The 22,832-nt window shown below is 68.6% G+C and carries 21 protein-coding genes; 8 read left to right on the top strand and 13 right to left on the bottom strand.

Annotated elements, in window-relative coordinates:
* Positions 1-134: 134 nt before the first annotated feature.
* The 5 genes from J2853_RS02860 to J2853_RS02840 form a co-directional block, all read right to left on the bottom strand.
* The gene (locus J2853_RS02860) at positions 135-1,802 is read right to left on the bottom strand and encodes a DUF4012 domain-containing protein (RefSeq protein ID WP_307554650.1); all 1,668 of its coding nucleotides are present in this window, start codon (positions 1,800-1,802) and stop codon (positions 135-137) included.
* Between the two features lie 82 nt (positions 1,803-1,884).
* Entirely contained in the window at positions 1,885-2,667 is a 783-nt protein-coding gene (locus J2853_RS02855) for a hypothetical protein (protein WP_307554648.1), read from the bottom strand.
* A gap of 198 nt (positions 2,668-2,865) precedes the next feature.
* Complete coding sequence (locus tag J2853_RS02850; protein WP_307554646.1) at positions 2,866-4,080, bottom strand: PQQ-dependent sugar dehydrogenase; 1,215 nt, start codon at positions 4,078-4,080, stop codon at positions 2,866-2,868.
* A gap of 87 nt (positions 4,081-4,167) precedes the next feature.
* Positions 4,168-5,475, bottom strand: coding sequence for an RNA-guided endonuclease IscB (gene iscB / locus J2853_RS02845; RefSeq protein WP_307554644.1), 1,308 nt, complete (start codon positions 5,473-5,475; stop codon positions 4,168-4,170).
* A gap of 553 nt (positions 5,476-6,028) precedes the next feature.
* A complete protein-coding gene (locus J2853_RS02840; RefSeq protein WP_307554642.1) occupies positions 6,029-6,367 on the bottom strand; it encodes a zinc ribbon domain-containing protein in 339 nt (112 codons plus the stop codon).
* Positions 6,368-6,705: 338 nt separating this feature from the next.
* Here J2853_RS02840 and J2853_RS02835 point away from each other — a divergent pair, with 338 nt between their 5' ends.
* The 4 genes from J2853_RS02835 (at position 6,706) to J2853_RS02820 (ending at position 12,193) form a co-directional block, all read left to right on the top strand.
* Complete coding sequence (locus J2853_RS02835) at positions 6,706-7,458, top strand: SDR family NAD(P)-dependent oxidoreductase (protein WP_307554640.1); 753 nt, start codon at positions 6,706-6,708, stop codon at positions 7,456-7,458.
* A gap of 258 nt (positions 7,459-7,716) precedes the next feature.
* Positions 7,717-8,985, top strand: coding sequence for a glycosyltransferase (locus J2853_RS02830; RefSeq protein WP_307554638.1), 1,269 nt, complete (start codon positions 7,717-7,719; stop codon positions 8,983-8,985).
* Positions 8,973-10,880 (top strand): asparagine synthase (glutamine-hydrolyzing), encoded by a 1,908-nt coding sequence (gene asnB, locus J2853_RS02825; RefSeq protein WP_307554636.1) that lies wholly within the window; start codon positions 8,973-8,975, stop codon positions 10,878-10,880. The genes J2853_RS02830 and asnB overlap by 13 nt, the downstream gene beginning before the upstream one ends.
* Positions 10,877-12,193 (top strand): lipopolysaccharide biosynthesis protein, encoded by a 1,317-nt coding sequence (locus J2853_RS02820; RefSeq protein ID WP_307554634.1) that lies wholly within the window; start codon positions 10,877-10,879, stop codon positions 12,191-12,193. Before asnB ends, J2853_RS02820 begins: the two co-directional genes overlap by 4 nt.
* On the opposite strand, the gene J2853_RS02815 is transcribed toward J2853_RS02820, so the two are convergent.
* On the bottom strand, positions 12,116-13,012 hold the full coding sequence (locus tag J2853_RS02815; protein ID WP_307554632.1) for a class I SAM-dependent methyltransferase: 897 nt from the start codon (positions 13,010-13,012) through the stop codon (positions 12,116-12,118). The two genes, J2853_RS02820 and J2853_RS02815, sit on opposite strands and share 78 nt — an antisense overlap.
* A 581-nt stretch (positions 13,013-13,593) precedes the next feature.
* Here J2853_RS02815 and J2853_RS02810 point away from each other — a divergent pair.
* The gene (locus J2853_RS02810; protein ID WP_307554630.1) at positions 13,594-13,758 is read left to right on the top strand and encodes a hypothetical protein; all 165 of its coding nucleotides are present in this window, start codon (positions 13,594-13,596) and stop codon (positions 13,756-13,758) included.
* A 104-nt stretch (positions 13,759-13,862) separates the two neighbouring features.
* Here J2853_RS02810 and J2853_RS02805 read toward each other — a convergent pair whose 3' ends face one another.
* The gene (locus tag J2853_RS02805) at positions 13,863-15,077 is read right to left on the bottom strand and encodes an ABC transporter ATP-binding protein (RefSeq protein WP_307554628.1); all 1,215 of its coding nucleotides are present in this window, start codon (positions 15,075-15,077) and stop codon (positions 13,863-13,865) included.
* 175 nt (positions 15,078-15,252) lie between these two features.
* Here J2853_RS02805 and J2853_RS02800 point away from each other — a divergent pair, with 175 nt between their 5' ends.
* Positions 15,253-16,251 carry a LacI family DNA-binding transcriptional regulator gene (locus J2853_RS02800; protein ID WP_307554626.1) on the top strand — a complete coding sequence of 333 codons (999 nt, stop codon included), beginning with the start codon at positions 15,253-15,255 and terminating at the stop codon, positions 16,249-16,251.
* Positions 16,252-16,260: 9 nt separating this feature from the next.
* Here J2853_RS02800 and J2853_RS02795 read toward each other — a convergent pair whose 3' ends face one another.
* A complete protein-coding gene (locus J2853_RS02795) occupies positions 16,261-16,746 on the bottom strand; it encodes a glutathione peroxidase (RefSeq protein WP_307554624.1) in 486 nt (161 codons plus the stop codon).
* Positions 16,747-17,376: 630 nt separating this feature from the next.
* Here J2853_RS02795 and J2853_RS02790 point away from each other — a divergent pair.
* On the top strand, positions 17,377-18,141 hold the full coding sequence (locus J2853_RS02790) for an aggregation-promoting factor C-terminal-like domain-containing protein (protein WP_307554622.1): 765 nt from the start codon (positions 17,377-17,379) through the stop codon (positions 18,139-18,141).
* A 244-nt stretch (positions 18,142-18,385) separates the two neighbouring features.
* Here J2853_RS02790 and J2853_RS02785 read toward each other — a convergent pair whose 3' ends face one another.
* The 4 genes from J2853_RS02785 to J2853_RS02770 form a co-directional block, all read right to left on the bottom strand.
* The gene (locus J2853_RS02785; protein WP_307554620.1) at positions 18,386-19,105 is read right to left on the bottom strand and encodes a hypothetical protein; all 720 of its coding nucleotides are present in this window, start codon (positions 19,103-19,105) and stop codon (positions 18,386-18,388) included.
* A gap of 123 nt (positions 19,106-19,228) precedes the next feature.
* On the bottom strand, positions 19,229-19,585 hold the full coding sequence (locus J2853_RS02780; RefSeq protein WP_307554618.1) for a DUF202 domain-containing protein: 357 nt from the start codon (positions 19,583-19,585) through the stop codon (positions 19,229-19,231).
* Positions 19,582-19,923 (bottom strand): YidH family protein, encoded by a 342-nt coding sequence (locus J2853_RS02775; RefSeq protein ID WP_307554616.1) that lies wholly within the window; start codon positions 19,921-19,923, stop codon positions 19,582-19,584. Before J2853_RS02775 ends, J2853_RS02780 begins: the two co-directional genes overlap by 4 nt.
* A gap of 57 nt (positions 19,924-19,980) precedes the next feature.
* Positions 19,981-20,382 (bottom strand): DUF8711 family protein, encoded by a 402-nt coding sequence (locus J2853_RS02770; RefSeq protein ID WP_307554614.1) that lies wholly within the window; start codon positions 20,380-20,382, stop codon positions 19,981-19,983.
* A 226-nt stretch (positions 20,383-20,608) separates the two neighbouring features.
* On the opposite strand from J2853_RS02770, the gene J2853_RS02765 reads away from it, so the two are divergent.
* Positions 20,609-20,863, top strand: coding sequence for a ubiquitin carboxyl-terminal hydrolase 14 (locus tag J2853_RS02765; protein ID WP_307554612.1), 255 nt, complete (start codon positions 20,609-20,611; stop codon positions 20,861-20,863).
* An 83-nt stretch (positions 20,864-20,946) separates the two neighbouring features.
* Here the strand turns inward: J2853_RS02765 and J2853_RS02760 are convergent, their stop codons facing one another.
* Positions 20,947-22,533, bottom strand: a complete 1,587-nt coding sequence (locus J2853_RS02760) for a Na+/H+ antiporter (protein WP_307554610.1) — start codon at positions 22,531-22,533, stop codon at positions 20,947-20,949.
* Between the last annotated feature and the right edge of the window lie 299 nt (positions 22,534-22,832).

Here is a 22,832-nt window from a genome sequence, read left to right as displayed (position 1 = left end):
TTTGCTGCCGGGTATCGGCGGTACGGCGTCCGGAGAAGGCCCGCGCCGTGGAAAGGGATCCCTTTCCACGGCGCGGGCCTACCGCCACGGCTTACCGTCGCCCGCCGAGCCGATCGCCGGGAGCGGCCGCCCTCTCAGAGAGCGCACCTCTGCTGGTCCTGGGTGATCCGGGTGCGCTGGGGGCGGACCAGTGGCTGCACCGGAACCTGCGGCGGCTCGTCGGAGACGAACTCGGTGAGGTCGAACTCCAGGGTCCTGGACTGCCCGGGAGCGAATTCCAGGATGGTCGAGTAGACCGGCCGGGACCGTTCGGTCCCACTGATGACCGGCATGCTTTCGCCGTCGAGCCGGGCCGCGGTCATCTTCGCTCCGAGGCCGCCGTACAGCGACACCCACAGCAGGTTGGACCCGGGGACGTGCTCGCGCTCCGGGGAGTCGAGCCGGTTGGTCACATAGGCCGGCAGCCCCCTTCGGGGCACGTCGTTGGTGAGCCGGATCCGCACGGTCGAGGGGCGCGTCCCGTCCTTGCAGGGACCCAGCTCGTAGTCGAGGGAGCGCCTCAGGTAGTAGTCGAGCTTGCCACCGGCCGAGTTGTTGACCACCAGACCCGCGAACGGTCCCGCCCGCGAGGGCAGCGTGCCGCCGAGCGGGAGTCGCGCCAGCCTCCGCTCCTCGCTCTCGTGGCGGCTCCAGATCTGGATCCGCCGCTCACTCACCATGCGGGACAGCACGGGCAGCAGCCTGACCGGGTCGGCGAGGGACGCGGACAGGGCCTCGCTGACGGTACCGGCTATCGTGATGAGGAATCGCTCGCGCGTCGCGGAGTCGGAGTAGCGGGCGTAGGCCGTCCGTTCCGTGAGGTCGACGACGTTCGCCGCGGTCACCTTCTCCCCGTCGGGGAGGGTCACCGGCCCGATCAGCTCCAGCAGGTAGGACAGACCCACCGGGTCGGTGGCGATGGCGCCGTCCAGCCGCTCACGGGTCTGCCGCTCCCACAGCCCGGTCCAGGTGGCCGCGGCGTACGGGAAGTGCGGGGAGAGGTTGGAGACGGAGAGCATCCTGGTCGCGCCCGGCCCGTACCGCAGACGATAGTCCAGGCCGTGGTCGGCGACGGAAGCGGAGCTCACGCCGAGGCCGCTGTTGGCGGAGAGGTTCCCGATGCCGATCCGGCCCCGGTCGGCCTTCAGGATGCCGAACGCGCCGACCAGGCCTCCGGTGCCCCGCGCCTCGGCGTTGGTCTGGAAGGCGAGGAAATAACGGCGGGGACCGTCGAGGCCGAGCATCGGAGGCAGCAGGGCGGAGGCGGTCGCGGCGTCGTCAAGCCAGCCGTGCAACCGGTCGATTTCTTGCAGCGCCGTACCGCGTGCCCGGTCCAACCGTTCCACGCCGGTTTTCGCCGGGGTGGCCGCCAGACGGGCGTTCACCCGGGCGAGGCGGGCGGCGGCGTCCTCCAAGACCGGTGCCGCCGCGTCGAGATCGGCCAGCGGCCGGCGCATGTCGGTCATGGAAGTCGACCTGAGCGTGACGAAGGCGGCCGCGACCCGCTGGACACCCGCCAGCACCTCGGTCAGTTCCGCGACGCCCTCGGCCAGCCCCCGCACGGTCGTCGCGGCGTCTCCCACGACGGGAGCGTGGGAGATCGCCCACCAGTCCGGGCCCTCGGTGAGCCGCCGGGCCTCGGCCGCATGCCATCGGGCCTCGGCCAGTGCCGCGGCCACCGGGCGCTGGTCGCCCATGTTCGCCACCGCGCGCACCCGGACCAGTGCGGTCCTGCCGGCCTCCAGATGATCGTGCACACGCATACCGAGATGGGCCGACCAGCCTCCCGCCAATACCAAGGCCGCGGAAGCCAGTAGGCCCACTACGACTACGCGTCGTCGTCTCCTACTTGACACTGGCAGATCGACGGCGCCGCAGGGGAACCAGCACGCCAATGGTTCCCATGGCCAGCAGGCCACCACCGAGCGAGGCCACGGCCGTCACGGGCGCTCCCGTGAACGGCAGCTCCTTGACGGCCCGCTCGACGCAGCCCCCTCCGCAGCAGCCCTCCCCGCAGCAGTCATGCCCACAGCTTCGGAAACCACGGTGGTGATGGCGGTCCCTGTCCCCGAAATCGTCATATATCGCTTCGGGATCGACATTGTTGTTGTTGTTGGTGTTGTTGACCTTGCCGCCGCAGCCCTCAATGTCCAAGGCGATCCGCTCGGCACTTTCCGCGATCCTCCTGGCCTCGGCTGCCTCCCTCGCGGCCTCGGCGGCCACCAGCGCGGCATCGGGATCTTCTTCCGCGGCACCGGAGGCGATCTCCGCGGCCCTTGCGGCGATCCTCGAAGCCCTTTCCGCGGTCCTCTCGGCCTGCGCGGCGACCATCTTGGCCTCGTCGCATTCGCCTTCCCTGAGCCCCTCGGCCTCCTCGAGGAGAGCCTCGGCGGTCTCGTGGACGGAATCGGCCTCGGAGGCGACCGCCGCGGCGAGCATGGCCCAGTCCGGCGGATAGGGCGGCGGATAGGGCGGCGGATAGGGCGGCGGATAGGGCGGCGGCGCGTTCACAACGACCGCCGGTGCCGACAGGCTGGTCGTGGCGGTCGCCATTCCGGTGGATCCGAGCGTCAGTCCGCTCCCGGCCACCACTGCAAGAAGAACAGATATTGTGTATTTTCCGGCCATTCCGGACCCCCCATGGCAATAATTCAGGTCAGAGAACGCGACGCTTGGAACACAAGCGGCATGTCCCCGGAACCCGTTATATTCACCCCCGGAGAATGGCAACCCGTCCGGCTCACCCCCCTTACCGAACGATCACTGGTTGTTCTCCGAACATTGACGCTCGGGAGGACGACAGGCCCCGGCCGGAGACCGGCGAGGTCACGGGGCGGCCTCGACCCGGTAGACGGGTCCGGACAGACTGAGCGCGTACAACTCGCCGTCGTGATCCTGGCCGAAGGACGACAGCTGCTCCACCTTGCCCAGGTCCTCGGCCCGCTTGGGCTGTCCGGCGGGCGCCGCCTTGATCCATCCCGCGCAGAAATCTCCGTAGAGGAACCATCCCTCCAACCCGGCGATCTTCTTTCCGCGGTAGACGTAACCGGCGATCACCGAGCAGTTCCCGCCCTCGTGCAGGGGATATTCGATGACCGGGTCGACCAGTCCGTCCGTGGCGCCGCCGCCCCGGAACGAGTGGGTGGCCTCCTTGAGGTTCCAGCCGTAGTTCTGGCCACCCTTGCCACGCGGCTGGAAGTCGACCTCCTCCCAGGCGTTCTGGCCGACGTCGCCGATCCACATGTCCCCCGTCCTGGAATCGAAGGTGAACCTCCAGGGATTGCGCAGGCCGTACGCCCAGATCTCGGGCTTGGCACCATTCCTGGCGACGAACGGGTTGTCGCCGGGCACCTTGTACGGTGTGCCGCGCGGATCGATCCTGAGGATCTTGCCGAGCCAGGTGTCCAGTTTCTGCCCGTTGCCGTGCGGGTCTCCCCCGCTGCCGCCGTCACCGAGGGCGATGTAGAGGTAGCCGTCGGGCCCGAAGGCGAGCTGCCCGCCGTTGTGGTTGGCGTACGGCTGTTCCTGGGTGAGCACATCCCTGCGCCCGGTGGCCTTTCCGTCCTTGAACGCCCATTCCGTGATGTGGGTGCGCCCGTCGAGATCGGTCCAGTTCAGGTAGAGGAAATCACCCTCCGGGTGGAAGGCCACACCGAGTAGCCCCTGCTCGTGGCCCCCGCTCACCTCCGCCGAGAGATCCACGACGGGCTCCTGGGCGACCTTGCCGTCCGTCACCGCGCGCAGCCGTCCCGTCTGCTCCACGATGTAGAGCGTGCGGTCCCCCTTGCGCAAGGCCATCGCCACCGGCTTCTCCAACCGGGCGAACTCGGTGAACCTGACCTGCGGGGCGGTCTCGCCTCCCGAGCCTCCCGAGGTCTCGCCTCCCGAGCCTCCCGAGGTCTCGCCTCCCGAGCCTCCCGAGGACGTGACGGCGGGCGGGGAGACGGGCGAGGCGGACGCGGTGGGCGTGCCGGAGGAGCAGGCCACCAGCGCCGTGCTCAAGAGGGCGAGGCCCAATCCGGTCCGGTAGGAGATCGTCACCAGAACCTCCCGAGGATGCCCCGGCCCTCGGGCCGGGGAGGAACCGGGAGCGTCAGGGCCGTCAAGACCCGAACGTGTCCTAACCAGTCAGGCATCGCGATCAGCTTCTTTCTGGGTGAGGTAGCCGTAGCCGTCCGCGCGCTGAAGATGACGGATATGCCAGTGGTTAATCCCGGCGACGCGGCCGTGCCGGGTAGTGATGTCAAAGGAGCCGGAGGAGCGGACCAGGACCCGCCCGACGTGGACCCCGGTCTTCTTTCCGGTGGTGACATGTGCACGGACCAGGTCGCCGGTTTGGAAGCCGTGGTGCACTTTGATCCGTGGTCGGACAAGCCGGGGGAATCCGTATCGGTCTGAGGTGGTGCGGGCGTAGGTACCTCGGCCGGTCGCCTTGACCACCAGGACCGCCCACGGCCATGCGGTGACGCTCTTCAGTTCGCCGACGTGTAGCGCGTCGAGGGCGTGTGACTTCGGCGCGCCGGTGCGTGAGCGGTTCCACTTCGTGCGAGCGCCAGAGGCCGTGACGACCGGCAGACCGGTCGTTTCCAGTGCCCGCCACAGCGCCCATCGGGTGACGTTGACCGCCGCAGCGTCCCGCAACGAGGCTTTCACCTGCCGGAGAATCTTTGCCAGGAGCGCGGGCTTGGCCGTGAGGAATTCCTCGATCGGTGTCGCGTTCTTAGTCTGATTGCACGGGATACAGGCCAGAGCGAGGTTGCTGATCCGGTCGGAGCCACCTCGGGAGCGGGGGTGGAGGTGGTCGATGTTCAACGGCGTGTTCTTCGCACCGCAGTACGCACACATGCGACCCCACTTTTCCAGCAGGTACTCACGCACCTCGTATCCGGCGAGGGTGCCCCGCTGGTACTCCACCCCTTCAAGCGGACGACCGGCCGACATGGCGTGGGTGTCGAACGCCACCTTCTCCACCTGGACGGCGGTGACCGGGGCCCACCGGATCAGGCGCCCCACCCAGGACATGGTGGTATCGACGCGGTGTTGCAGGGACGGCGCAAGCCACCCCTTGGGCTTGGTGCGGTTGGAGAAGCGGGGAGCGCGGTAACGCAGGTTGCGGGAACGGCGGCCCCGGCGCCGTGCGGCCCGCGAGGCGAGCCGGTCGCGGATTGCTCCGCCTCGATGGTCAAGTTGGAGGGAGTACCTGCCGGTCCGGCTCCCGTCATGGTCGGTGAATACCGCGATGCCGGTGTGTTGGGAGCCGGGGTCGATACCGACCTGCACACCGGCCACGGTGGAGTCGGCGACGGTGCGGTCGCGCAAGCGGATGACGAACGGGGTGTGGCGGTGAACCACAGCCCGACCCGAGCGCAGAAGCTTGCGCGCGTAGGCCGGGTTCGTGGGTTGCAACGGTTGGCCGTGCCGGTCAAGGACAAACACGGCCGGATGGGCTGAACTGCCCGCTCCCTCAGGCGCCGAAGCGCCCTCGGGGTGACGCCGGTTCGAGCGGGTGCCGCCCGGACCGATCTCCCCTCGCCCATGGTGAACACCAGGTACCGCTGTGTGGCGGTGTCCGTGAACCGTTTCGTGCCCACCCTCGGGCGTGTCTGCTCCCACGGATTCGAGAGCTTGGAGCTGAGGAAGCACTCCAAGGTCGGTCTTCGATCTTGTGTTCAACGTAGTCATCAAAAGGCACCTCCTTGAGCTGATGACTGGGGCTGGTCAACGCGGGGCCATCGGTGCGCGGTTTGGCACCTCAAGCCCTGGCCTTCAGGCCGGGGTCGTTGACGGTTCTCATCCTTCAATGATCGGCGACCAATCTGAATGATTCCCTTCTACGTTCGGAGAATTTCAGTGATTCTCTTTCCCTGTTCCTGCTTCAACGACCGGTGCCCGCGGTTGCCCGCTGGTCTTACCTGGTCTCCACCGGCGTTTTACGTCTCCTCAAGGGGAACTTCCGAGCGACGCCGAGATGAGCTGAGGTGACAGGCGCTCAGGCCGCGACCTGGCCTCTTTCCAGCTCCAACGTCTCCGATACCGGGAGCATGTCGGTGAGCAGATTGGTCGAGGCGTTGACCTCCCGATCATGGGTCGTGCCGCATCCGACGCACGTCCACTGACGGTCGGCCAGCGCCAACCCCCGATGCACCCCTGGGCGCTCCGAGCAGGTTTCGAAGGAGGGAAACCAGCGATCGGCCGCATGCAGGTGCGCGCCGTACCAGGTGGTCTTGTAGCGGAGCCGGCGGATGAACTCCCCCCAATCGGGAGGGAGAGCCAACTCGATCCGACAGCCCTGCACGGAGCGGGCCATCTGCCGCGCGGTCTCGAACACGCCTACCCTCTATCAATAGATTCGAACTCATGAGCGATAGTAGTCGAACGGTCACGGAACGTCTATGCAAATGGCGGGATTCAACGAGATCACCGAGAAGCACTGAGAAGACATGGGGAAGACTGAACAAACAGCAAGCAGTTCAGGGCCCCGGCATCGTCGCGAAGGTTCCGATCTGCTCGGACAGGTGAAGGCTTTTCCGGCCGGTGCCGGACAGACCGCGCTCCTCCCGCTCCATCTCTCCCGTTTCGTCCCTCCAGCTTCGCCCCTCCGGCCCCCTCGCGAATCGCGGGCCGTGGAGGTTATGGGATCCGATGGCGCGATCTTAGACTGCGTGTATGCCAACCGCACTGATCACGGGAGCGACCGCCGGCATCGGCGCCGCCTTCGCCCGCCGCCTGGCCGCCGACGGCTTCTCCCTCGTCCTCGTCGCCCGCGACGGCGAGCGCCTTTCGTCCGTCGCCGAGGAACTGCGCCTGCGCTACGGGGTGAGCTCCGAGGTGCTCCCGGCCGACCTGTCGGCCGACGAGGGCCTGGAGAAGGTCGAGGAACGGCTCCGCCGGGGAGTCGACCTGCTCGTCAACAATGCGGGCTTCGGCCATGGCGGCGCCTCCTCCGACGTTTCCATGGACGAGGAGCGGCGGATGCTCAAGGTCCACTGCGAGGCGGTCCTGCGACTGACGCTGGCCGCGCTGCCCGGAATGAAAAAGCGCGGCCGCGGCGCGGTGATCAATGTGGCGTCGGTGGCGGCGTTCTTCCCCCAGGGCACCTACAGCGCGTCCAAGGCGTGGGTGGTCAGCTTCAGCGAGTCCATGGCCGCGGAGCTGGCCGGCAGCCGCGTGCGGGTGATGGCGCTGTGCCCGGGATTCGTGCGCACCGAGTTCCACGACCGTGCTTCGATTGACATGTCGGGCCTCCCCGGATTCCTCTGGTTGTCGGCGGACAAGGTGGTCGGCGAGGCCATGCGCGATCTGGCCCGCGGCTCATGGGTGAGCATCCCCGACCTGCGCTACAAGGTCATCACCAGAGTCGGCACGCTGGTCCCCCACCGGCTGGCAGCCGAGGTCTCCCGCCGTCTCGTCCGCCGGTAGTCGCGGTCCCGCCGTTCCAGCCCTCCTCATGGAGCGCGGGAACGGCCGCGAGCCCGGCCCACCGACCATCACATTGGCGCAGAAGGGAACCAAGGCCACATAAGCGTCGGAATCGCGATCCACCATGAGTGATCACGATTTTTCACATTTTCCTACCCCTTCATTCCTTTCTGTCGAGAATGGGCAACCCTTCTTTCTTATCAAATGAAAACAAAGCTGGCGTTTTCGGGAAATTAAGGCGTTCATCCAGAGATTGACGTGGATTGCGGAAGCGCGTCCATCTCTTTCTGCGACACGCTCGCCGGTACAACATTTGTCCGCACGCATCCGGCGATCACCAACAGTAAGATCGCCAAAGTGCAGAGTAGTCAGAGGGGGACCTCGCCTACGAGAGTAGCGCCGACCGGCAGACTGCGACATGTTGTCCTACTGATCGGGCAACTGGGAATCGGCGGCACCGAGAAGCAGGTCTTTCTCCTGGCCACAGGCCTTGCCCGCAGCGGCGTGACGGTCAATGTGGTGACGCTGCACTCGGATGGACCATATCGGGACGAACTCATCCGCGCGGGCGTTCCGGTGCACAATGCCGGTTTTACGGGGCTGTCAACGGGTGTCATGGCCCTTCCCCGCAACCTGCTCGCCGCGGCCCGTCTCACCCTGCTGCTTCTGCGCCTGCGGCCGGACGTGCTGCACGCCTTCCTGTACCACGGTTACGTGATCGGCGCCCCGATCGCCAGGGTCGCCCGTGTGCCCGTCGTGGTGGCGGGACGGCGCAGCCTGAGCGACTTCAAACAAGGTCGGCGCTGGGTCTACGCCCTGGAACGCGCCGCCACCCGGCTGACCCGGCACGTGGTCGCCAATGCCGTGGCCGTCGCCCGCGACGCACAGACGGTGGAGTGCGTCGCCCCCGAGAAACTCAGCGTGATCTACAACGGCCTGCCCGCGTCGGCCTTCGTGCCCGATACGCCTACCCGCGTCGACACCGTCCTGCCGGTCGTGCTGTGCGTGGCCAACCTGACGGCGCACAAGGGCCACCGTTTCCTCATCGAGGCCGTCGCCCTGCTCGCCGTCCGGGGCACGCCGTGCACCCTGCTGCTGGCGGGCGAGGGACCGGAACGCGAGGCGCTTCTGCGGCAGGCCGCCGGCGCGGGCGTGGACATGCGCCTTCTCGGCCACCGCAGGGATATCGAGGCGCTGATGTGCCGGGCGTCCGCGGTGGTGCTCTCCTCGCTCCACGAGGGCATGAGCAACGCGGTCATGGAGGCGATGGCGGCCGGTCGCCCGATCGTCGCCACGGCCGTGGGCGGGACCTGCGAGCTGCTGGACGAGCGCGGCCTGCTCGTTCCCCCCGCGGACCCGCGGGCACTGGCCGACGCCCTGGAGCGCGTCCTGCACGACCCGCACCTGGCCGCCCGCCTCGGCGCCGCCGCACGTGCCTGGGCTCTGAAGAACCTCGACATGGATTCCATGATCCAGCACCACCTGGATCTGTACCGGCGCCTTCTGGAGAAGCCATGTGCGCGATAGCCGGGGCGGTCTCCACCGGCTGCGTGGACCCGGATACGGTCCGCGACATGTGCGAGACGATGGTGCACCGCGGCCCCGACGGGAGTGGCCTGCACACCGAACCGTCAACGGTGCTCGGGATGCGCCGCCTGGCCGTCGTCGACGTGGCCGGCGGCGACCAGCCCGTCTACAGCGAGGACGGCACGGTGGTCGCGGTGTTCAACGGCGAGATCTACAACTTCGCCGAGCTCCGCGCCGGGCTCCTTGCCCGGGGGCATCGCCTGACCTCCGGCGGCGACTCCGAGTGCCTGGTCCACCTGTACGAGGAGTACGGGGACTCCCTCGTGCACCACCTGCGGGGCATGTTCGCCTTCGCCCTCTGGGACGGCCGCAGGCGAAGGCTGCTGTTGGCCCGCGATCGCGTGGGGAAGAAGCCCCTCTACTGGGGGATCAGGTCCGGTTCTCTGCGTTTCGCGTCTGAGTTGAAGGCACTGGTCCGCGACCCGGAGTGGCGGACCGAGGTCGACCCGATCGCCCTCCACCACTACCTGACGTTCCAGTACGTCCCGGCGCCCTGGTCGATCATCGAGGGCATCCACAAGCTTCCGCCGGGTTCCACACTGGTGTGGGAGGGCGGTGACGTGCGCGTGAACCGTTACTGGCGGCTGGACGCCACCCCCCGGCCCACCGGTCCCGTGGAGGAGGAGGCCGAACGGCTACGCGAGCTGCTGCTGGAGGCGACACGGCTGCGGATGATCGGCGAACGCCCGATCGGCGCCTTCCTGTCCGGAGGGCTCGACTCCTCGGCGGTCGTCGCGGCGATGGCGCGCCAGTCCTCGAAACCGGTCCGCACCTTCTGCATCGGCTTCGAGGACGCCGGCTTCGACGAGCGGAAGCACGCCGGCGAGGTGGCCGGGCTCTACGGCACCGATCACTCGGAGCTGGTCGTCACCGCGTCACCGCTGGACGTGCTGCCCAGCCTGGCCTGGCACTTCGACGAGCCGTTCGCCGATTCTTCCGCGATCCCCAGCCTCCTGGTGGCCCGGATGAGCAGCCGGGAGGTGACGGTGGCGCTCAACGGGGACGGCGGCGACGAGTCCTTTGGCGGCTACCGCCGCTACGCGCTGTTCCAGCGGGCCGCCCACCTGCGGGTGCCGTCCATGGCGGCGCCCCTGTTGGAGCGGGCGGGTCAGTCCCTGCGCAGCCGCTCACGCCAGGGATCACCGGCTCGCCGTGCCGGATGGGGCATGGAGCTGGCCGGGCTGTCCCCGGCCGACAGGTATACGCGCCTGATGTCGTATTTCACCGAGAGGCAGAAGGCCGAGATCTACAGTCCGTGGCAGCGGAGCCGGGTGGCGGGAGTCTCCAGCGGTGCCGTCATCGAGCAGGCTTTCGGCGAGTCTGCCGCCGGATGCGACCTCACCCGGGTGATGGACGTCGACGTCAACACCTACCTGCCCGGCGATCTGCTGGTGAAGGCCGACCTCAGCACGATGGCCTGCTCCATGGAGGCGCGGTCCCCGTTCCTGGACCACGTCATCATGGAGTGGGCGGCGGGCCTGCCGGGCGACCTGAAGATCCGCGACGGGACCACGAAATACCTTCTCAAGCGTGCCCTCGGCGACTGGCTCCCCTCGCACCTGGTGGAGCGGCCGAAGATGGGGTTCGGGGTGCCGCTCGCCTCCTGGCTCAGGACCGGGCTGCGGCCCCTGGCCCACGACCTGCTCACCGACGTCACCGCCCGCGACCGCGGACTGTTCGACCCGCGGGCCGTCGCCCGCCTGCTCTCCGAGCACGCGGGCGGCCGGGATCATTCCAATCGCATCTGGACCCTGATGCAGTTCGAGCTCTGGCACCGGACCCACCTGCCCGTACGGCCACCCACGGGCCTCCGCTCCGAACCCCGGCCCGCGTGAGTGCCCCGGCCACCACCGGAGACCCCCGGAACGGAGCCGCCGCCCGTCTCGCCCATCTACTCCTCACCCGCCTGGCTCTCGTCGTGGCCGGAGGCCTTACGAGCGTCATCGTGGCCCGCGCGCTGGGACCGGGCGACCGCGGCTCCTACTGGGTGATCATCACCATCGCGACCGCCGCGGTGGCACTGGGAAACCTGTCGGTGGAACAGTCGCAGACCGCCCTGTGGACTCAGGAGGAGCACCGGCCGGCGATCACGGCGAACTCCCTGTGGCTGGGGCTCGCCGTGGGCGCGACGGCCGCCGTGGGCGCCTTCGCCGTCGTTCTCCTCTTCGGGGCCGGCATGGTGCCCGCCTCGGAGCGGTCCTCGCTGATCTGGGGGCTCGCCGCGGTGCCTCTCATGGTGGCGGTGGTCTATGTCAACAACGTGCATGTCCTGCACTCCCGCACCGGAGCCGTCAATCGGGGCGCGTTGGCCGGAGCCGTGATCCAGTGCTCCACCCTGACGGCCCTCGGGTTCCTTGATCGCCTCACCGTCGCGTGGGTAGTGATCATCTGGACCGTCTCCGCCGCCGTGAACCTCGCGGTGCTGCTGCCCTCGCTGCCCGTGTGCCGCCCGCGCGGGCGGCGGCTGGTCCGTCGCACACTGTCACGCGGGCTGCGCCAGCACCCCGGCTCCGTCTGCCATTTCCTGCTGCTCCGACTCGACATCCTGATCCTCAACGCCATGAGCACGACTGCGGCGGTGGGGGTGTACTCCATGGCGGTGACGCCGGCCGAGCTTCTACGGGCCATGACCAGCGCGGTGGTCCAGGTCGCGCTTCCCCGGCAGATGCAGTCGAACGAGGAGACGGCCGCGGCGTACACGGCGCGGACGATCCGGATCATCGTCGTCCTCGCCTCTGTTTCGGTCGGCCTGTTCTGCGTCGCGGGCCCGTTCCTGGTGGTCGCCGCCGTCGGACCCGCCTTCGCCGGATGCGTCGCCCCGATGCTGATCCTCGCACCAGGCGTGGCCGCCGCCGCGACGGCACGTCCCGCCGCGATGTACCTTCTCCGCCTCAACCTGCCGCGGCTCACCTCGATGATGTACGGCACGGCATTTCTGCTGAACGTCGCCCTCAACCTTCTCCTGATCCCCAGGATGGGTGTCGTGGGTTGCGCCTTGGCCTCCACGGTCGCCTACACGGTGCTCGCCGCGGTCCAGATCGCCTGGTTCGTACGGTCAGCCGGGATACGCCTATGCCGGTTGTTCCCGGGAGCCGCCGAGGCCCGCGAGATCACCCGCTGGCTCCGCGAGCGCCTGCGCGTCGCCTGACCCGACCGCCTTTCGGAAGACGAACTCGTTGCAGCCGAGCCCGCCTCCGCAGGTCTTGAGATAAACGAGGTCGAGGTCGTGCGCGCAGGCGATGACCTGCTCCGGCCTGGACACCTCGAACGGGTAGCCGCCCACCCAGTCGATCATGTCGTGCCAGCGCGACATGCCCCGCGCCCGCGGACCGGTGGGCCGCCGACGCCCCGTGAGCGCCTGCCCGAGCCTGATCAGGGGCCGGCCCCGGTAGATGTAGGCCGAGCTCGCGGCGAGCAGGGCTCCGCGGAGCACCGGCCCGGAGCGGTTGTAACGCCGCTTCACCACCGTCCAAAGCCGGCTTTCCCAGCCCTGGTCGTTGTAGAGCGCGACGAACAGCAACCCGCCGGGAGCGACGAGCCCGATGGACGCCTCGAACGCCTTCCACATGGCTCCGGTGTGGTGCAGGACGCCCCAGGAGTAGACCAGATCGAAGGTCCCGAGCCGCGCGACGTAGTCGCCGTCCAGAATCGACCCCTGCTCGATCACCCAGTCGGCGCCGGGGGCGAAGGCCTGCCGCAGCCGCAGGGCCGTCTCCACCGCCTCGGGATCGAAGTCGAAAGAGTGCACGCGGGCCCCGAGCCGGTGCGCCGCGAGAGAGAACAGGCCGCTGCCGCAGCCCACGTCAAGGAAAGTGCGGCCGGTAAGGTCCTCGATTCCCAGAGCCGCGCAGAGGGAATCGACCGCGGTCGCGACGCGGGTCTCATCGACGAGGTGCGCGAAGGCCTTCCAGTTGCGGCCGAAGGCGAACCTGTCGCCCCTCCGGATCTCCAGAAGGCTGTCTCCCATTTCCTCTCCCGTCATGTGTCTCGCGCCGTACGTGACGACGATTCATCGTGTGTGCGCGGGGCGCACACAGACCCGGCCCGTCGCCGAACAACGCCCCCGGGTGGTTCGGCCGCCCCGCCACCGCCGCCGGCAAAAGCATGAGCGGCCCGCCACGCCACGGCCGTCGCACGAACGCGAGGCCGCCGGGCGTGAGCACCGCGGTGGCCGCCGGCCACGGATACCGCAGCATTCCCTCGACGAGGAAAGGCCTGGTGAATATCGCCGACGTGGTGGCGGAATTCGGCAAAGGCCGCCTCAGCAGCACAGTCCTTGCCATCACAGCCGAAATTTCACTGTCTTGCTGTTTTTCTCACCCATGCCGATCTCGCCACAAAAAGTGTTGCCCCGCAGCGTGTCACCCGTGAACCCTCAGGCAATAATCCATAACGCGGCGTAGCCGGTCAATGACATCGCGAACGCAACGCCGACGTGGCAACCCGTGTACTCGGGAATGCGTGCATAAACGCTGCGGAAAACGTCGAACATCCGACAATCAATCAAATAGGTTTGATCGGCCCCCGAGTCACGCGGCGAGTGTCTCCATGCCGGTCGCCGCCCGCGACCAGGAGGTCGGCACGGCCACCGCCTACCAGGTCGCCCCGCTCTCCCAGCGGCGCGTGCGGTCGTACGCGAACCAGCTCACCGGTGGGAGGGTGATCCAGGCGATCACCGGAGAGAACACCGTCCCGGCTCCGGCGGGCATCTGAGACGACAAAAAGGCCCGCGCCACGGGAGGGGGTCGTGGCGCGGGCCCTTTCGGCCTACGAGGGTGGTTCAGGGACGGGCCTCGCGGCCCTGGGGGTCACTCGGCTCAGGCGTTGGCCTCGTGGCCGATCGCCAGGCCCGAGACCGGGTCGAAGAAGTGCAGGTTGTGGGTGTCCACGACCAGCTCGATGACCTGGCCGGGGCGGACGTGGCTGCGGGAGTTGACGCGGGCGGTCCACAGCGACTTGTCGCCGACGAGCGGGAGGGCCACTTCCTCGTCGTCACCGGCGTCGGCCGCGGCGACCGTGTCCTGGTGCACGACCGGCGGGGCGTCGATCAGGAACAGCACGTTGATCTCGGAGCCCAGCTCCTCGGTGACCTCGGCGCGGACCTGCAGGTGCGTCCATCCGCCGGAGGAACCGTTGGCCGCGCTCGAGTCGTCGAAGTCGGACGGGCGGATACCCAGGATGATCTTTTTGCCGAAGTACTGGTCGAGGCCGGGCTTCTCGGCGAAGGTCGACTCCGGCACCGGCAGGCGAAGGTCGGCGAAGGCCACGACGGCGCCGCCGTCACCGCGCACCAGCTCGGCGGTGACGAAGTTCATCGAGGGGGAGCCCATGAAGCCGGCGACGAACAGGTTGACCGGCTTGTCGAACAGGTTCTGCGGGGTGTCGACCTGCTGGAGGAGACCGTCGCGCAGGACGCAGACGCGGTTGCCGAGGGTCATGGCCTCGACCTGGTCGTGGGTGACGTAGACGGTCGTCACGCCCAGGCGCTCGTGCAGGGTGTTGAGGGAGGCGCGCATGGAGACGCGGAGCTTGGCGTCCAGGTTCGACAGCGGCTCGTCCATGAGGAAGGCCTGGGGCTCACGCACGATGGCGCGGCCCATCGCGACACGCTGACGCTGACCACCGGAGAGGGCCGCGGGCTTGCGCTTGAGGTACTGCTCGAGGCCGAGCATCTTGGCGGCCTCGTTGACGCGCGTGGCGATCTCCGCCTTGGGCATCTTGCGGAGCTTCAGACCGAAGGCGAGGTTCTCCTCGACGGTCATGTGCGGGTAGAGCGCGTAGTTCTGGAAGACCATGGCGATGTCACGGTCCTTCGGGGGCAGATGGTTGACCATCTTGTCGCCGATGAAGATCTCGCCGCCGCTGATGTCCTCAAGGCCGGCGATCATGCGCAGGGCGGTGGACTTTCCGCAACCCGACGGCCCCACCAGCACCATGAACTCCCCGTCCTTGATCTCAAGGTCGAGAGCGTTCACGGCTTTCACGCCGCCTGCGTAGATCTTGTCGACTTTGCTGAGAACGATGGATGCCATGGAAGTCCTTAGCGCCTGGGGCTAACCCCGTGTTACCCGGTGTGGATACGTTTTCATGCATCTCACCGGAAACGGACATCCATGTCAAGAGGTAGGTCGGTTTTGGCTTGTCAGCACCGCTTCCGTTACCTCTCCGCACTGGATTAGCCACGGAAATCATGATGGAATCGTTTCCATGAGCATGCGTCGTACGACCATCAAAGACGTCGCGGGAGCAGCCGGGGTCGGGGTCGCCACGGTGTCACGAGTCCTGTCCGGTGGCTCGGCGAGTCCCGAGACCAGGGAGCGGGTGCTGACCGTGGCGGCCCAGCTCGACTACCGGCCCAGCGCCCTCGGCCGCAACCTGCGCCAGCAGAGATCGGGCGGGATCGGGCTGCTGCTGCCCGACATCACCGACACCTTCTACGGCCGCCTGGCCGACGGCGTGCTGGCCTGCGCCCGCTCGGCGGGCGAGCCGGTGATCCTGGGCACGACCGGCGACGACCCGGAGCGTGAGGCCGAGCTGATCGGCATGCTGCTGGAACAGGGCGTGGACCGGGTGGTCGCGGTCCCCTCCGGCGACGGGGAGATCTGGGCTCCGACCCTGCGGGCCGGGCTCACCATGGTCTTCGCGCACCGGCTCTCGGCGGGACACGACGACGTGCCCGCGGTACTGGCCGACGACCGCGCCGGCGTACGGACCGCGGTGGACTACCTGACGGGCCTGGGCCACCGCCGCATCGCCTACCTGGGCGGCCCCGGACAGGAACAGCGCCTGTCGTTCTTCCGCCAGGCGCTGGGCGCCCTCGTGGACGAGGAGCTCATCGTCGTCGCGCGGGGCAGCCGCGACTCCGCCTACGCCGCCGCCGCCGGCCTCTTCCAGCACCGGCCCGACCTGACCGCCGTGCTCGCCGGGGGCAACCTGCTGGGCGAGGCGGCCGTGCTGGCCGCCAGGGAGCTGGACCTGCGGGTCCCCAGAGACCTGTCGCTGATCATGTTCGACGACGTGCCCTGGGCCGAGTTGTGCTCCCCGCCGCTGACCGTGATCGCCCAGCCCGCCCAGGACCTGGGCTACCGCGCGGCCGAACTGGTGCTGCGCGAGGGCGGCCGGCGCCCGCGCGGCGTGCTGCTGCCCACCGAGCTGATCGTCAGGGGCAGTTGCGCGCCCAGGAGGGCGCCGGCCAGAAGCAGCTGAACCGAGGAGTCAGAGAGACTTCTCGATCGCCTCGATGACCGCGGGGTCATCGGGCGCGGTCATCGGCCGGAACCGGGCCAGCACCTCTCCCTCACGCGAGACCAGGAACTTCTCGAAGTTCCATTTGACGTCTCCGGCCTCGCCCTCCACATCGGGAGTGGCGGTGAGCTCGGTGTAGAGCGGGTGCCGGTCCTCACCGTTGACATCGGCCTTGGCGAGCAGCGGGAAGTCCACTCCGTAGGTGGTGGAGCAGAATTCCTGGATCTCCTCGGAAGTGCCCGGTTCCTGACCGGCGAACTGGTTGCAGGGGACGCCGACGACGGTGAACCCCCGCTCGCCATAAGCCTGCTGGAGGCCGACCAGTCCTGCGTACTGCGGGGTAAGGCCACATTTGGAGGCCACATTGACGATCAGAACGGACTTGTCACCGGCCAGCTCCGCCAAGGTGGTGGACACGCCGGTGAGAGTGCGGAGAGAGGTATCACGAATTCCCATGCCCCGCACCCTATTCCTCTGTCATGTTTGAGGGTTCTTCGCCCCAAGGAGAGATGCGTATCTGACACAAGAGATGAGATGTCAAGCTTGTGACCAGCATTTCTATTGTTTTCTGACGCACTGTTGACTGAGATCGCGACTGATTTTGTCAGTCCGATCACCGGAGGATTACCCGGGCATCACCTCGGCCCTCCCCCGGGCCCGTCACGGTCGCCGAGCCCGCCGCGGCCCCGGCGACGGCGGAGAGCGTCCTGTCTCACCGTGCGGGGATGGGCGTGCTTTTCCCCCGCACGGCCGCCATCGATCTGAAACCCCATGACGGGGTTATTTTTTGATCGGGCCTCCGTCCGGGAAAGTCACCCGCCGTCATTCGTCACCCGCCGAATCGCCTTCAGACCACGAAGATCGGGCAAACACCTTCCCTCCGCGTGTCGCATCCGCCCCTCGACGATCCCTCGGCGTACTAGAAAGCGGCCTAGAGAGATCGTCGCGGTGTCTCATGCCGGAAACAGGCCGGCGAGACCACGCGGGCATTCCTCGCCCGAGCCACGGGCGCCGGATCGCCAAGCACGTGAGGGCACATCGTGCTTCCACGCGCCTCCCGCACGCGGCCAGAGGACAAGGATCACCTTGAACAGCTACCGCCTTCTACGCAACACCGTCGTGACAATGATCGCCGCGTCGACCATGGTCGGATCGGCGGCGGTGGGGCGAGCGGAGGAGACCGCCGAACCATCCGGGAAAGGGATGGAGGAGACGGTCCACAAGGATGCCTGGCCCACCCAGGCCGAACCTGGGGCCACGGTCGGCGAGAGCATCCGGACCGCCCAGGCCGAGCCTGGGCTCACAATCCATGAGGGCGTCTGGTCCACGAAGGCCGTACCCAAGGCCGTGGCCCGCAAGAGCACCTCATCCACCCGGGCGAAGCCCCGGATCGCGATCCGCAGGGGCATCTGGTCCACTCGGGCAAAACCCGGAGTGGCGGCCCTCGATGGCACCTCATCCATCAGGGCGAAGCCCAGCGTCGCGATCCACCAGCGCACGTGGTCCACCAAGGCCGCCCCCAGGATCAGGCTGGCCATACGAACCGCCAAGGGCAGGAACAAGGCGATCGCTTATCGTCTCGTCTCCCGCCGCGCGTGGTCCCACAGCCAGTTTCGCTGCCTGGACAGTCTCTGGACCAGGGAGAGCAACTGGAACCACCGGGCGTACAACCAATCCTCGGGTGCCTACGGCATCCCACAGGCACTGCCGGGCTCGAAGATGGGCGGCAGCGGCGGGGACTGGCGGTACAACCCCTTCACGCAGATCCACTGGGGTCTGAACTACATCAAAAGCCGTTACGGGTCACCGTGCGGCGCATGGGGTCACTTCCAGTCCAGTAACTGGTACTGACACCGCCGGGAGCTTCCAGGGGAAGGGAACGCTCCCCGGGGACGCCCGGGACCGATGAGGCCCCGGGCGTCGCCTTTCACCCGCACGGTCGTCACCACGAGCGGCTCCAGGCCGAACGCCGGTCCCGCCTCGCGGTCGCCCGGCACCGAGGAAGACCCGCTCCCCTCGGGGGAGGAGCAGGGGGATCGACGTTCCTTGACCCACGAGGTCCGGACGGTGCCTCGGTTGTCCGTCCCTCCGAAGACTAGGGCTGGTCGAGATCGCTCAGCCCCAGCAGCAGGGTCTGGCGCTCCCGCGTGGTCAGCGCCTCGTACGGCGCGGCCGCACGGCGGTTCGTCTCCGCCTCGATCCGGTCACGGGCGGCGCCCGGAGCCAGGGCGATGATCTGCGCGGCGGTGAGACCCGCCTCCCGCCAGACTGCGGCGTGAACGTCGGCGCGGTGGTAGCGCAGGGCGGCCAGCCGGTTGAACAGGAGCACGCCCGCCGGGGTTCCCTCCGGCTCGTAGGGCGGCGAGGCCTGGGCGAAAGCCGCACCGCCGCTGTCCGCACCGGCCGCCAGGAGACGCCCGGTGAGGTCCACGAGCTCGGGCAGCCGGTCGGCGTGTGCCGCCCACAGCTCGCCGGTCACCGTCGCGTGCACCTCGTACAGGGCCGAGATGAAGGCGAGCGCGAGGTCCGTCGCGTGCAACGCGCCGTCGTCGACGAGGACGCCCTGTGCGATCTGCGCCTCGATCTCGGCCCGGCTGAAGGGGTTGTAGCGGTAGAGGGCGGTCAGTCCCTCGGCGGTCAGCGGCCGGACGGGGAGCACGTATCGCAGATCGATCATCAGCTCCGCCGGGAGGCCCGATCGCTTGACGAGCTCCCGGCCGATCGGCCGGCTCGCGACATGGACACCGAGATGAACGGCGTCGATCAGCGGAGCGATCGACGCCGCGTAGCCGGGCAGATCATCGAAGCGTGACATGCTGCGACATCTTGCCTCATATTCGGTGGATCGGGAGGAGCCATCCGACGACTGGCAGCTTACAGTCCCGCGTCCACCGGCCCGTGGACCGCTTCGAGCGGCCCGGACGGGCGGCCCGGACACCTATCGGGTGAGCACGAGGCCGAGCGCTCCGACGGCGACGGCGAGGGTTCCGAGCCAGGCGATGAGGGCGTCGATCCGGTTGTCGAGGCGGCGCCCCGTCCGGACGGCCTCCTTGGCGCGCCTGTAGCGGATACCGGTACCGGCCAGCAGGAGCGCGCCGCAGAAGACGGCCGGGGTGAAGGGAACGACGGCGATCGCGGGCGTTCCGGTGCGCAGGGCGAGACCCGCGCCCCCCAGTCCGGTGACGGCCAGCAGGGTCGCGGTGCGCACCCAGGCCAGCCTGGTCCGCTCGCTCTGCAGTCCTTCCTCTCCCCGGCCGCTCGGCGGGTCTGGAGACTCGTCTCCCCGGAGACTCATCGGCCGAGCAGGATCAGGACCAGGGCGAACACGGCCACGGCGGCCACGCCGTACCCGAACAGGGGCGCGAGCGCCGGGGGCGGGAGCGGTGCGGCACGGCGCAGGGCGCGCTGGATCAGACGCCAGCGCGGGTAGGCCATCGCGGCCGACAGGGCGGACAGCGACACGAGGACGACCGCGAGCGCGGTCCGCATCCATGGCACGAAGACATCGGCGGAGACCGCCGCCATGGCGACGCCGCCCGCGCTCAGCGCGAGCGACGTGCTCAGCCAGGTCAGGAACGTTCGTTCGTTCGCGAGGGTGAACCGGGGGTCTGGTTCGCTTTCCAGGGTCTTCATGGGCACGACGCTATTTCAGCCCTATTTCCCCTAGAGAACCCGGGATTGAGCGGACGCTCAGCCGCAGGCGCCGGCCAGCTGCTGGGTCCACTGCACCGAGTCGGTCGCGACCTTCTGCGCCGCGTCGACGGCTTCGTTGGCGCTCGTGGCGTTCAGACCCTCAAGGTCCTTGGCGACGCCGTCGGCGGCTTCCTTGAGCGTGGTGTTGGCCGCCTCGTCCGCCAGGGTGCCGAGCTTGGCGGCGCCGTCGTTCAGCGCCTTCTCCATCTCGGCGGGGTCGTTGACCAGGCTGCCGACCTTCGCCGCCATCTCGGTGACGATGCCTGCGGCCTGCACGCACTGCTGCGCCTTGTCGATGCCCTGACTCACCTCCTGGATCTCGGAGCATCCGGTGGTGAAGAGGACAGCGGCCAGTGCGGAGGCGGAGAGGACGGGAAGTCTTCGCGGAAGAGGTCGCATGCCTCGACCCTACCCAACGGGTTCTCGCGACAGGCGTCCGTCGCGGGGACATTATCCGTCCGATGCCTCGCGAGGCGGAAACCGTCCGGTGTACGGCCCGCGCGAAGCGGGGATCGCCTGTCGTGTGGCCCCGCGCGGTGGACGGCCCGCGTCGACGCGCGGGAGGGCGAGGGCGGAGCACGGCCCTGGGCGTACGATCGTCCGGATGACCAGAGAGGGGAAACATATGAGCACGTGTGAGCACATCCTTGAATCGCAGGACCCGTCTCCCCGCGCGAAGGGGTGCGAGGAGTGCCTGGCGAACGGTACGCGCTGGGTGCACCTGCGCAAGTGCCTTTCGTGCGGCCACATCGGTTGTTGCGACTCGTCACCCGGCAAGCACGCCACGGCTCACTTCAAGGAGATCGGCCACCCGGTCGTGGCGTCCTTCGAGCCGGGCGAGAGCTGGCGGTGGTGTTTCGTGGACGAGGTCATCGGCTAGCGGCGACCGTCTCCGGACGTTGACCCGGGTGCCGCCGGACGGCCCCCGCCGGACAGGTTTCCGGCGGGGTCACCCGGGGGCCGTCAGTCCCGCTCCAGGGTGGCCTCTTCGAAGTCGATCTCCTGGATGACCCTGCGGAGCACCTCGTCCTCGATGCGTCGCTCGTCGCGGAATCGCACGAACACCTCGCGTTCGACGACCAGCATCTCCCTGCGCAACCGCCGGTAGAGCGTGCTGGGCGTCTCCTCCCCCTCCTGGCCCGTGCCACCGCCGAGCCGCTCCCAGGCGGTGAGGGTCCGGCGTTCGGACCGTGACCTGAGCTGCTCCACGACCTCCGTGTGAACGTCGTCGACGCCCTCGGCGACCAGCTCCTCCAACCGCGCGAGCCCGGCCGAGGCCGCCGCCTGCTGGGCGGCCGCCTCCGCCAGGTTGTCGGTGAAGAGCTCCTGCTCGTTGGAGACCTTCAGCCGGCGGATCAGCGCCGGGAACGACAGTCCCTGGACCAGCAGGGTCCCGATCACCACCACGAAGGTGAGGAAGAGCAGCATGGGCCGGCCGGGGAAGTTCAGGGGGATGGCGAAGGCCGCCGCGAGGGAGACCACCCCGCGCATCCCCGCCCAGCTCACGATCGCCACGTTCTGCCAGGCCACCGGATGCGGTTCGCGCCGCCTGATCGTCCTGGTCAGGAATCCCGGCAGGTAGCTGGTGGGCACGACCCAGACGACCCTGGCGAGCACCGCGGCGGCGAAGACGGCCAGCGCCATTCCCGTGAGCCTCCACCGGTCCGTCCATTCCAGCTCGCGCACGATGGGCCACATCTGCAGGCCGATCAGCACGAAGACGATCGACTCCAGGAAGAAGTCCATGACCCGCCAGACCGCGTCGGACAGCAGTCGCGTGCCGAATCCCGCCTTGGGCAGGCGGTGTCCGATGTAGAGACCGACGATCACGACGGCGATCACACCGGAGACGTGCACGCTCTCGGCCACGAAGTAGACCGCGAACGGGATGAGCAGCATGACGGTGTTCTCGACGAGCGCGTCGCGCAGGTGCAGCAGCACGCGGGCGAGGATCCAGGCGAGCACGATCCCGATCAGCACGCCGCCCAGCGCCGAGCGGGCGAACTCGACGGTCACGGCCTGCCAGCTGGCCGCTCCCTGGCCCACCGCCGCCGCGATGGCCACCCGGTAGACGGTGAGCGCGGTGGCGTCGTTGAACAGGCTCTCCCCCACCAGGATGGTCACCACCTTGCGGGGCAGCCCGAGTCTGCGGGCCACCGCGACCGCGGCGACGGCGTCCGGCGGTGCCACGATCGCGCCCAGCGCGAACGCGGCGGCCAGCGGCAGCTCGGGCAGGAGCAGGTGGGTGATCCACCCGACGACCAGCGTGGTGAACAGCACCAGGCCGACCGACAGCAGCGCGACCGGATTGCGGAGCGCCTTGAGCCTCAGGTAGGAGCTGTCGATCGCGGCGGAGTAGAGCAGCGGCGGCAGGAACACCAGCAGGATCAGGTTGGGGTCGAGCTGGTAGCTGGGGACCAGCGGTGACAGCACCAGCCCGACCAGCACCAGGACCAGCGGGGACGACCATCCCATGCGCCGTGCCACCGCGGCCACCGCGATCGCGATGACCGGCACCACCAGTATCTGCACCGCCAGTGCCTGGTCCATCCCACCCCTACCGACAAGAGACGATCAGCCTTCGAAACGGCGATCGCCCACGCTGACACGGCTTTGCTCGTACGCAGAGTACGTGGAAACGATCCGTGCACTCGCACGGGTCCCGGCTCCGGCGGCCGTCCCCGCGCGAGGCGCAGGTCAGCCGCTCACGCGCACGCACGGACCCGGAGACCACGACCGCCTCCGTCCCGGCGGTCGTGACCACCGGGACGGACGGACGCGGCGTCTCACGGACGGACTCGGCGTCTCACGAACGGCGGGACCGGCCGCGACGGGCGGCCCCGCGGCCG

Origin of the sequence: Streptosporangium lutulentum, assembly GCF_030811455.1 — a bacterium.
Lineage (GTDB): Bacteria > Actinomycetota > Actinomycetes > Streptosporangiales > Streptosporangiaceae > Streptosporangium > Streptosporangium lutulentum.
The sequence above is the reverse complement of the archived record's forward strand: the minus strand, read 5'-3'. Positions and strand labels throughout refer to the sequence as shown.

Coding starts and splice junctions, on each gene's coding strand:
- J2853_RS02765 (WP_307554612.1), top strand. CDS start 20,609: ATGAGCACGTGTGAGCACATCCTTGAATCGCAGGACCCGTCTCCCCGC.
- asnB (WP_307554636.1), top strand. CDS start 8,973: ATGTGCGCGATAGCCGGGGCGGTCTCCACCGGCTGCGTGGACCCGGAT.
- J2853_RS02775 (WP_307554616.1), bottom strand. CDS start 19,923: ATGAAGACCCTGGAAAGCGAACCAGACCCCCGGTTCACCCTCGCGAAC.
- J2853_RS02800 (WP_307554626.1), top strand. CDS start 15,253: ATGAGCATGCGTCGTACGACCATCAAAGACGTCGCGGGAGCAGCCGGG.
- J2853_RS02805 (WP_307554628.1), bottom strand. CDS start 15,077: ATGGCATCCATCGTTCTCAGCAAAGTCGACAAGATCTACGCAGGCGGC.
- J2853_RS02815 (WP_307554632.1), bottom strand. CDS start 13,012: ATGGGAGACAGCCTTCTGGAGATCCGGAGGGGCGACAGGTTCGCCTTC.
- J2853_RS02835 (WP_307554640.1), top strand. CDS start 6,706: ATGCCAACCGCACTGATCACGGGAGCGACCGCCGGCATCGGCGCCGCC.
- J2853_RS02860 (WP_307554650.1), bottom strand. CDS start 1,802: ATGCGTGTGCACGATCATCTGGAGGCCGGCAGGACCGCACTGGTCCGG.
- J2853_RS02795 (WP_307554624.1), bottom strand. CDS start 16,746: ATGGGAATTCGTGATACCTCTCTCCGCACTCTCACCGGCGTGTCCACC.
- J2853_RS02780 (WP_307554618.1), bottom strand. CDS start 19,585: ATGAGTCTCCGGGGAGACGAGTCTCCAGACCCGCCGAGCGGCCGGGGA.
- J2853_RS02770 (WP_307554614.1), bottom strand. CDS start 20,382: ATGCGACCTCTTCCGCGAAGACTTCCCGTCCTCTCCGCCTCCGCACTG.
- J2853_RS02810 (WP_307554630.1), top strand. CDS start 13,594: ATGCCGGTCGCCGCCCGCGACCAGGAGGTCGGCACGGCCACCGCCTAC.
- J2853_RS02855 (WP_307554648.1), bottom strand. CDS start 2,667: ATGGCCGGAAAATACACAATATCTGTTCTTCTTGCAGTGGTGGCCGGG.
- J2853_RS02785 (WP_307554620.1), bottom strand. CDS start 19,105: ATGTCACGCTTCGATGATCTGCCCGGCTACGCGGCGTCGATCGCTCCG.
- J2853_RS02760 (WP_307554610.1), bottom strand. CDS start 22,533: ATGGACCAGGCACTGGCGGTGCAGATACTGGTGGTGCCGGTCATCGCG.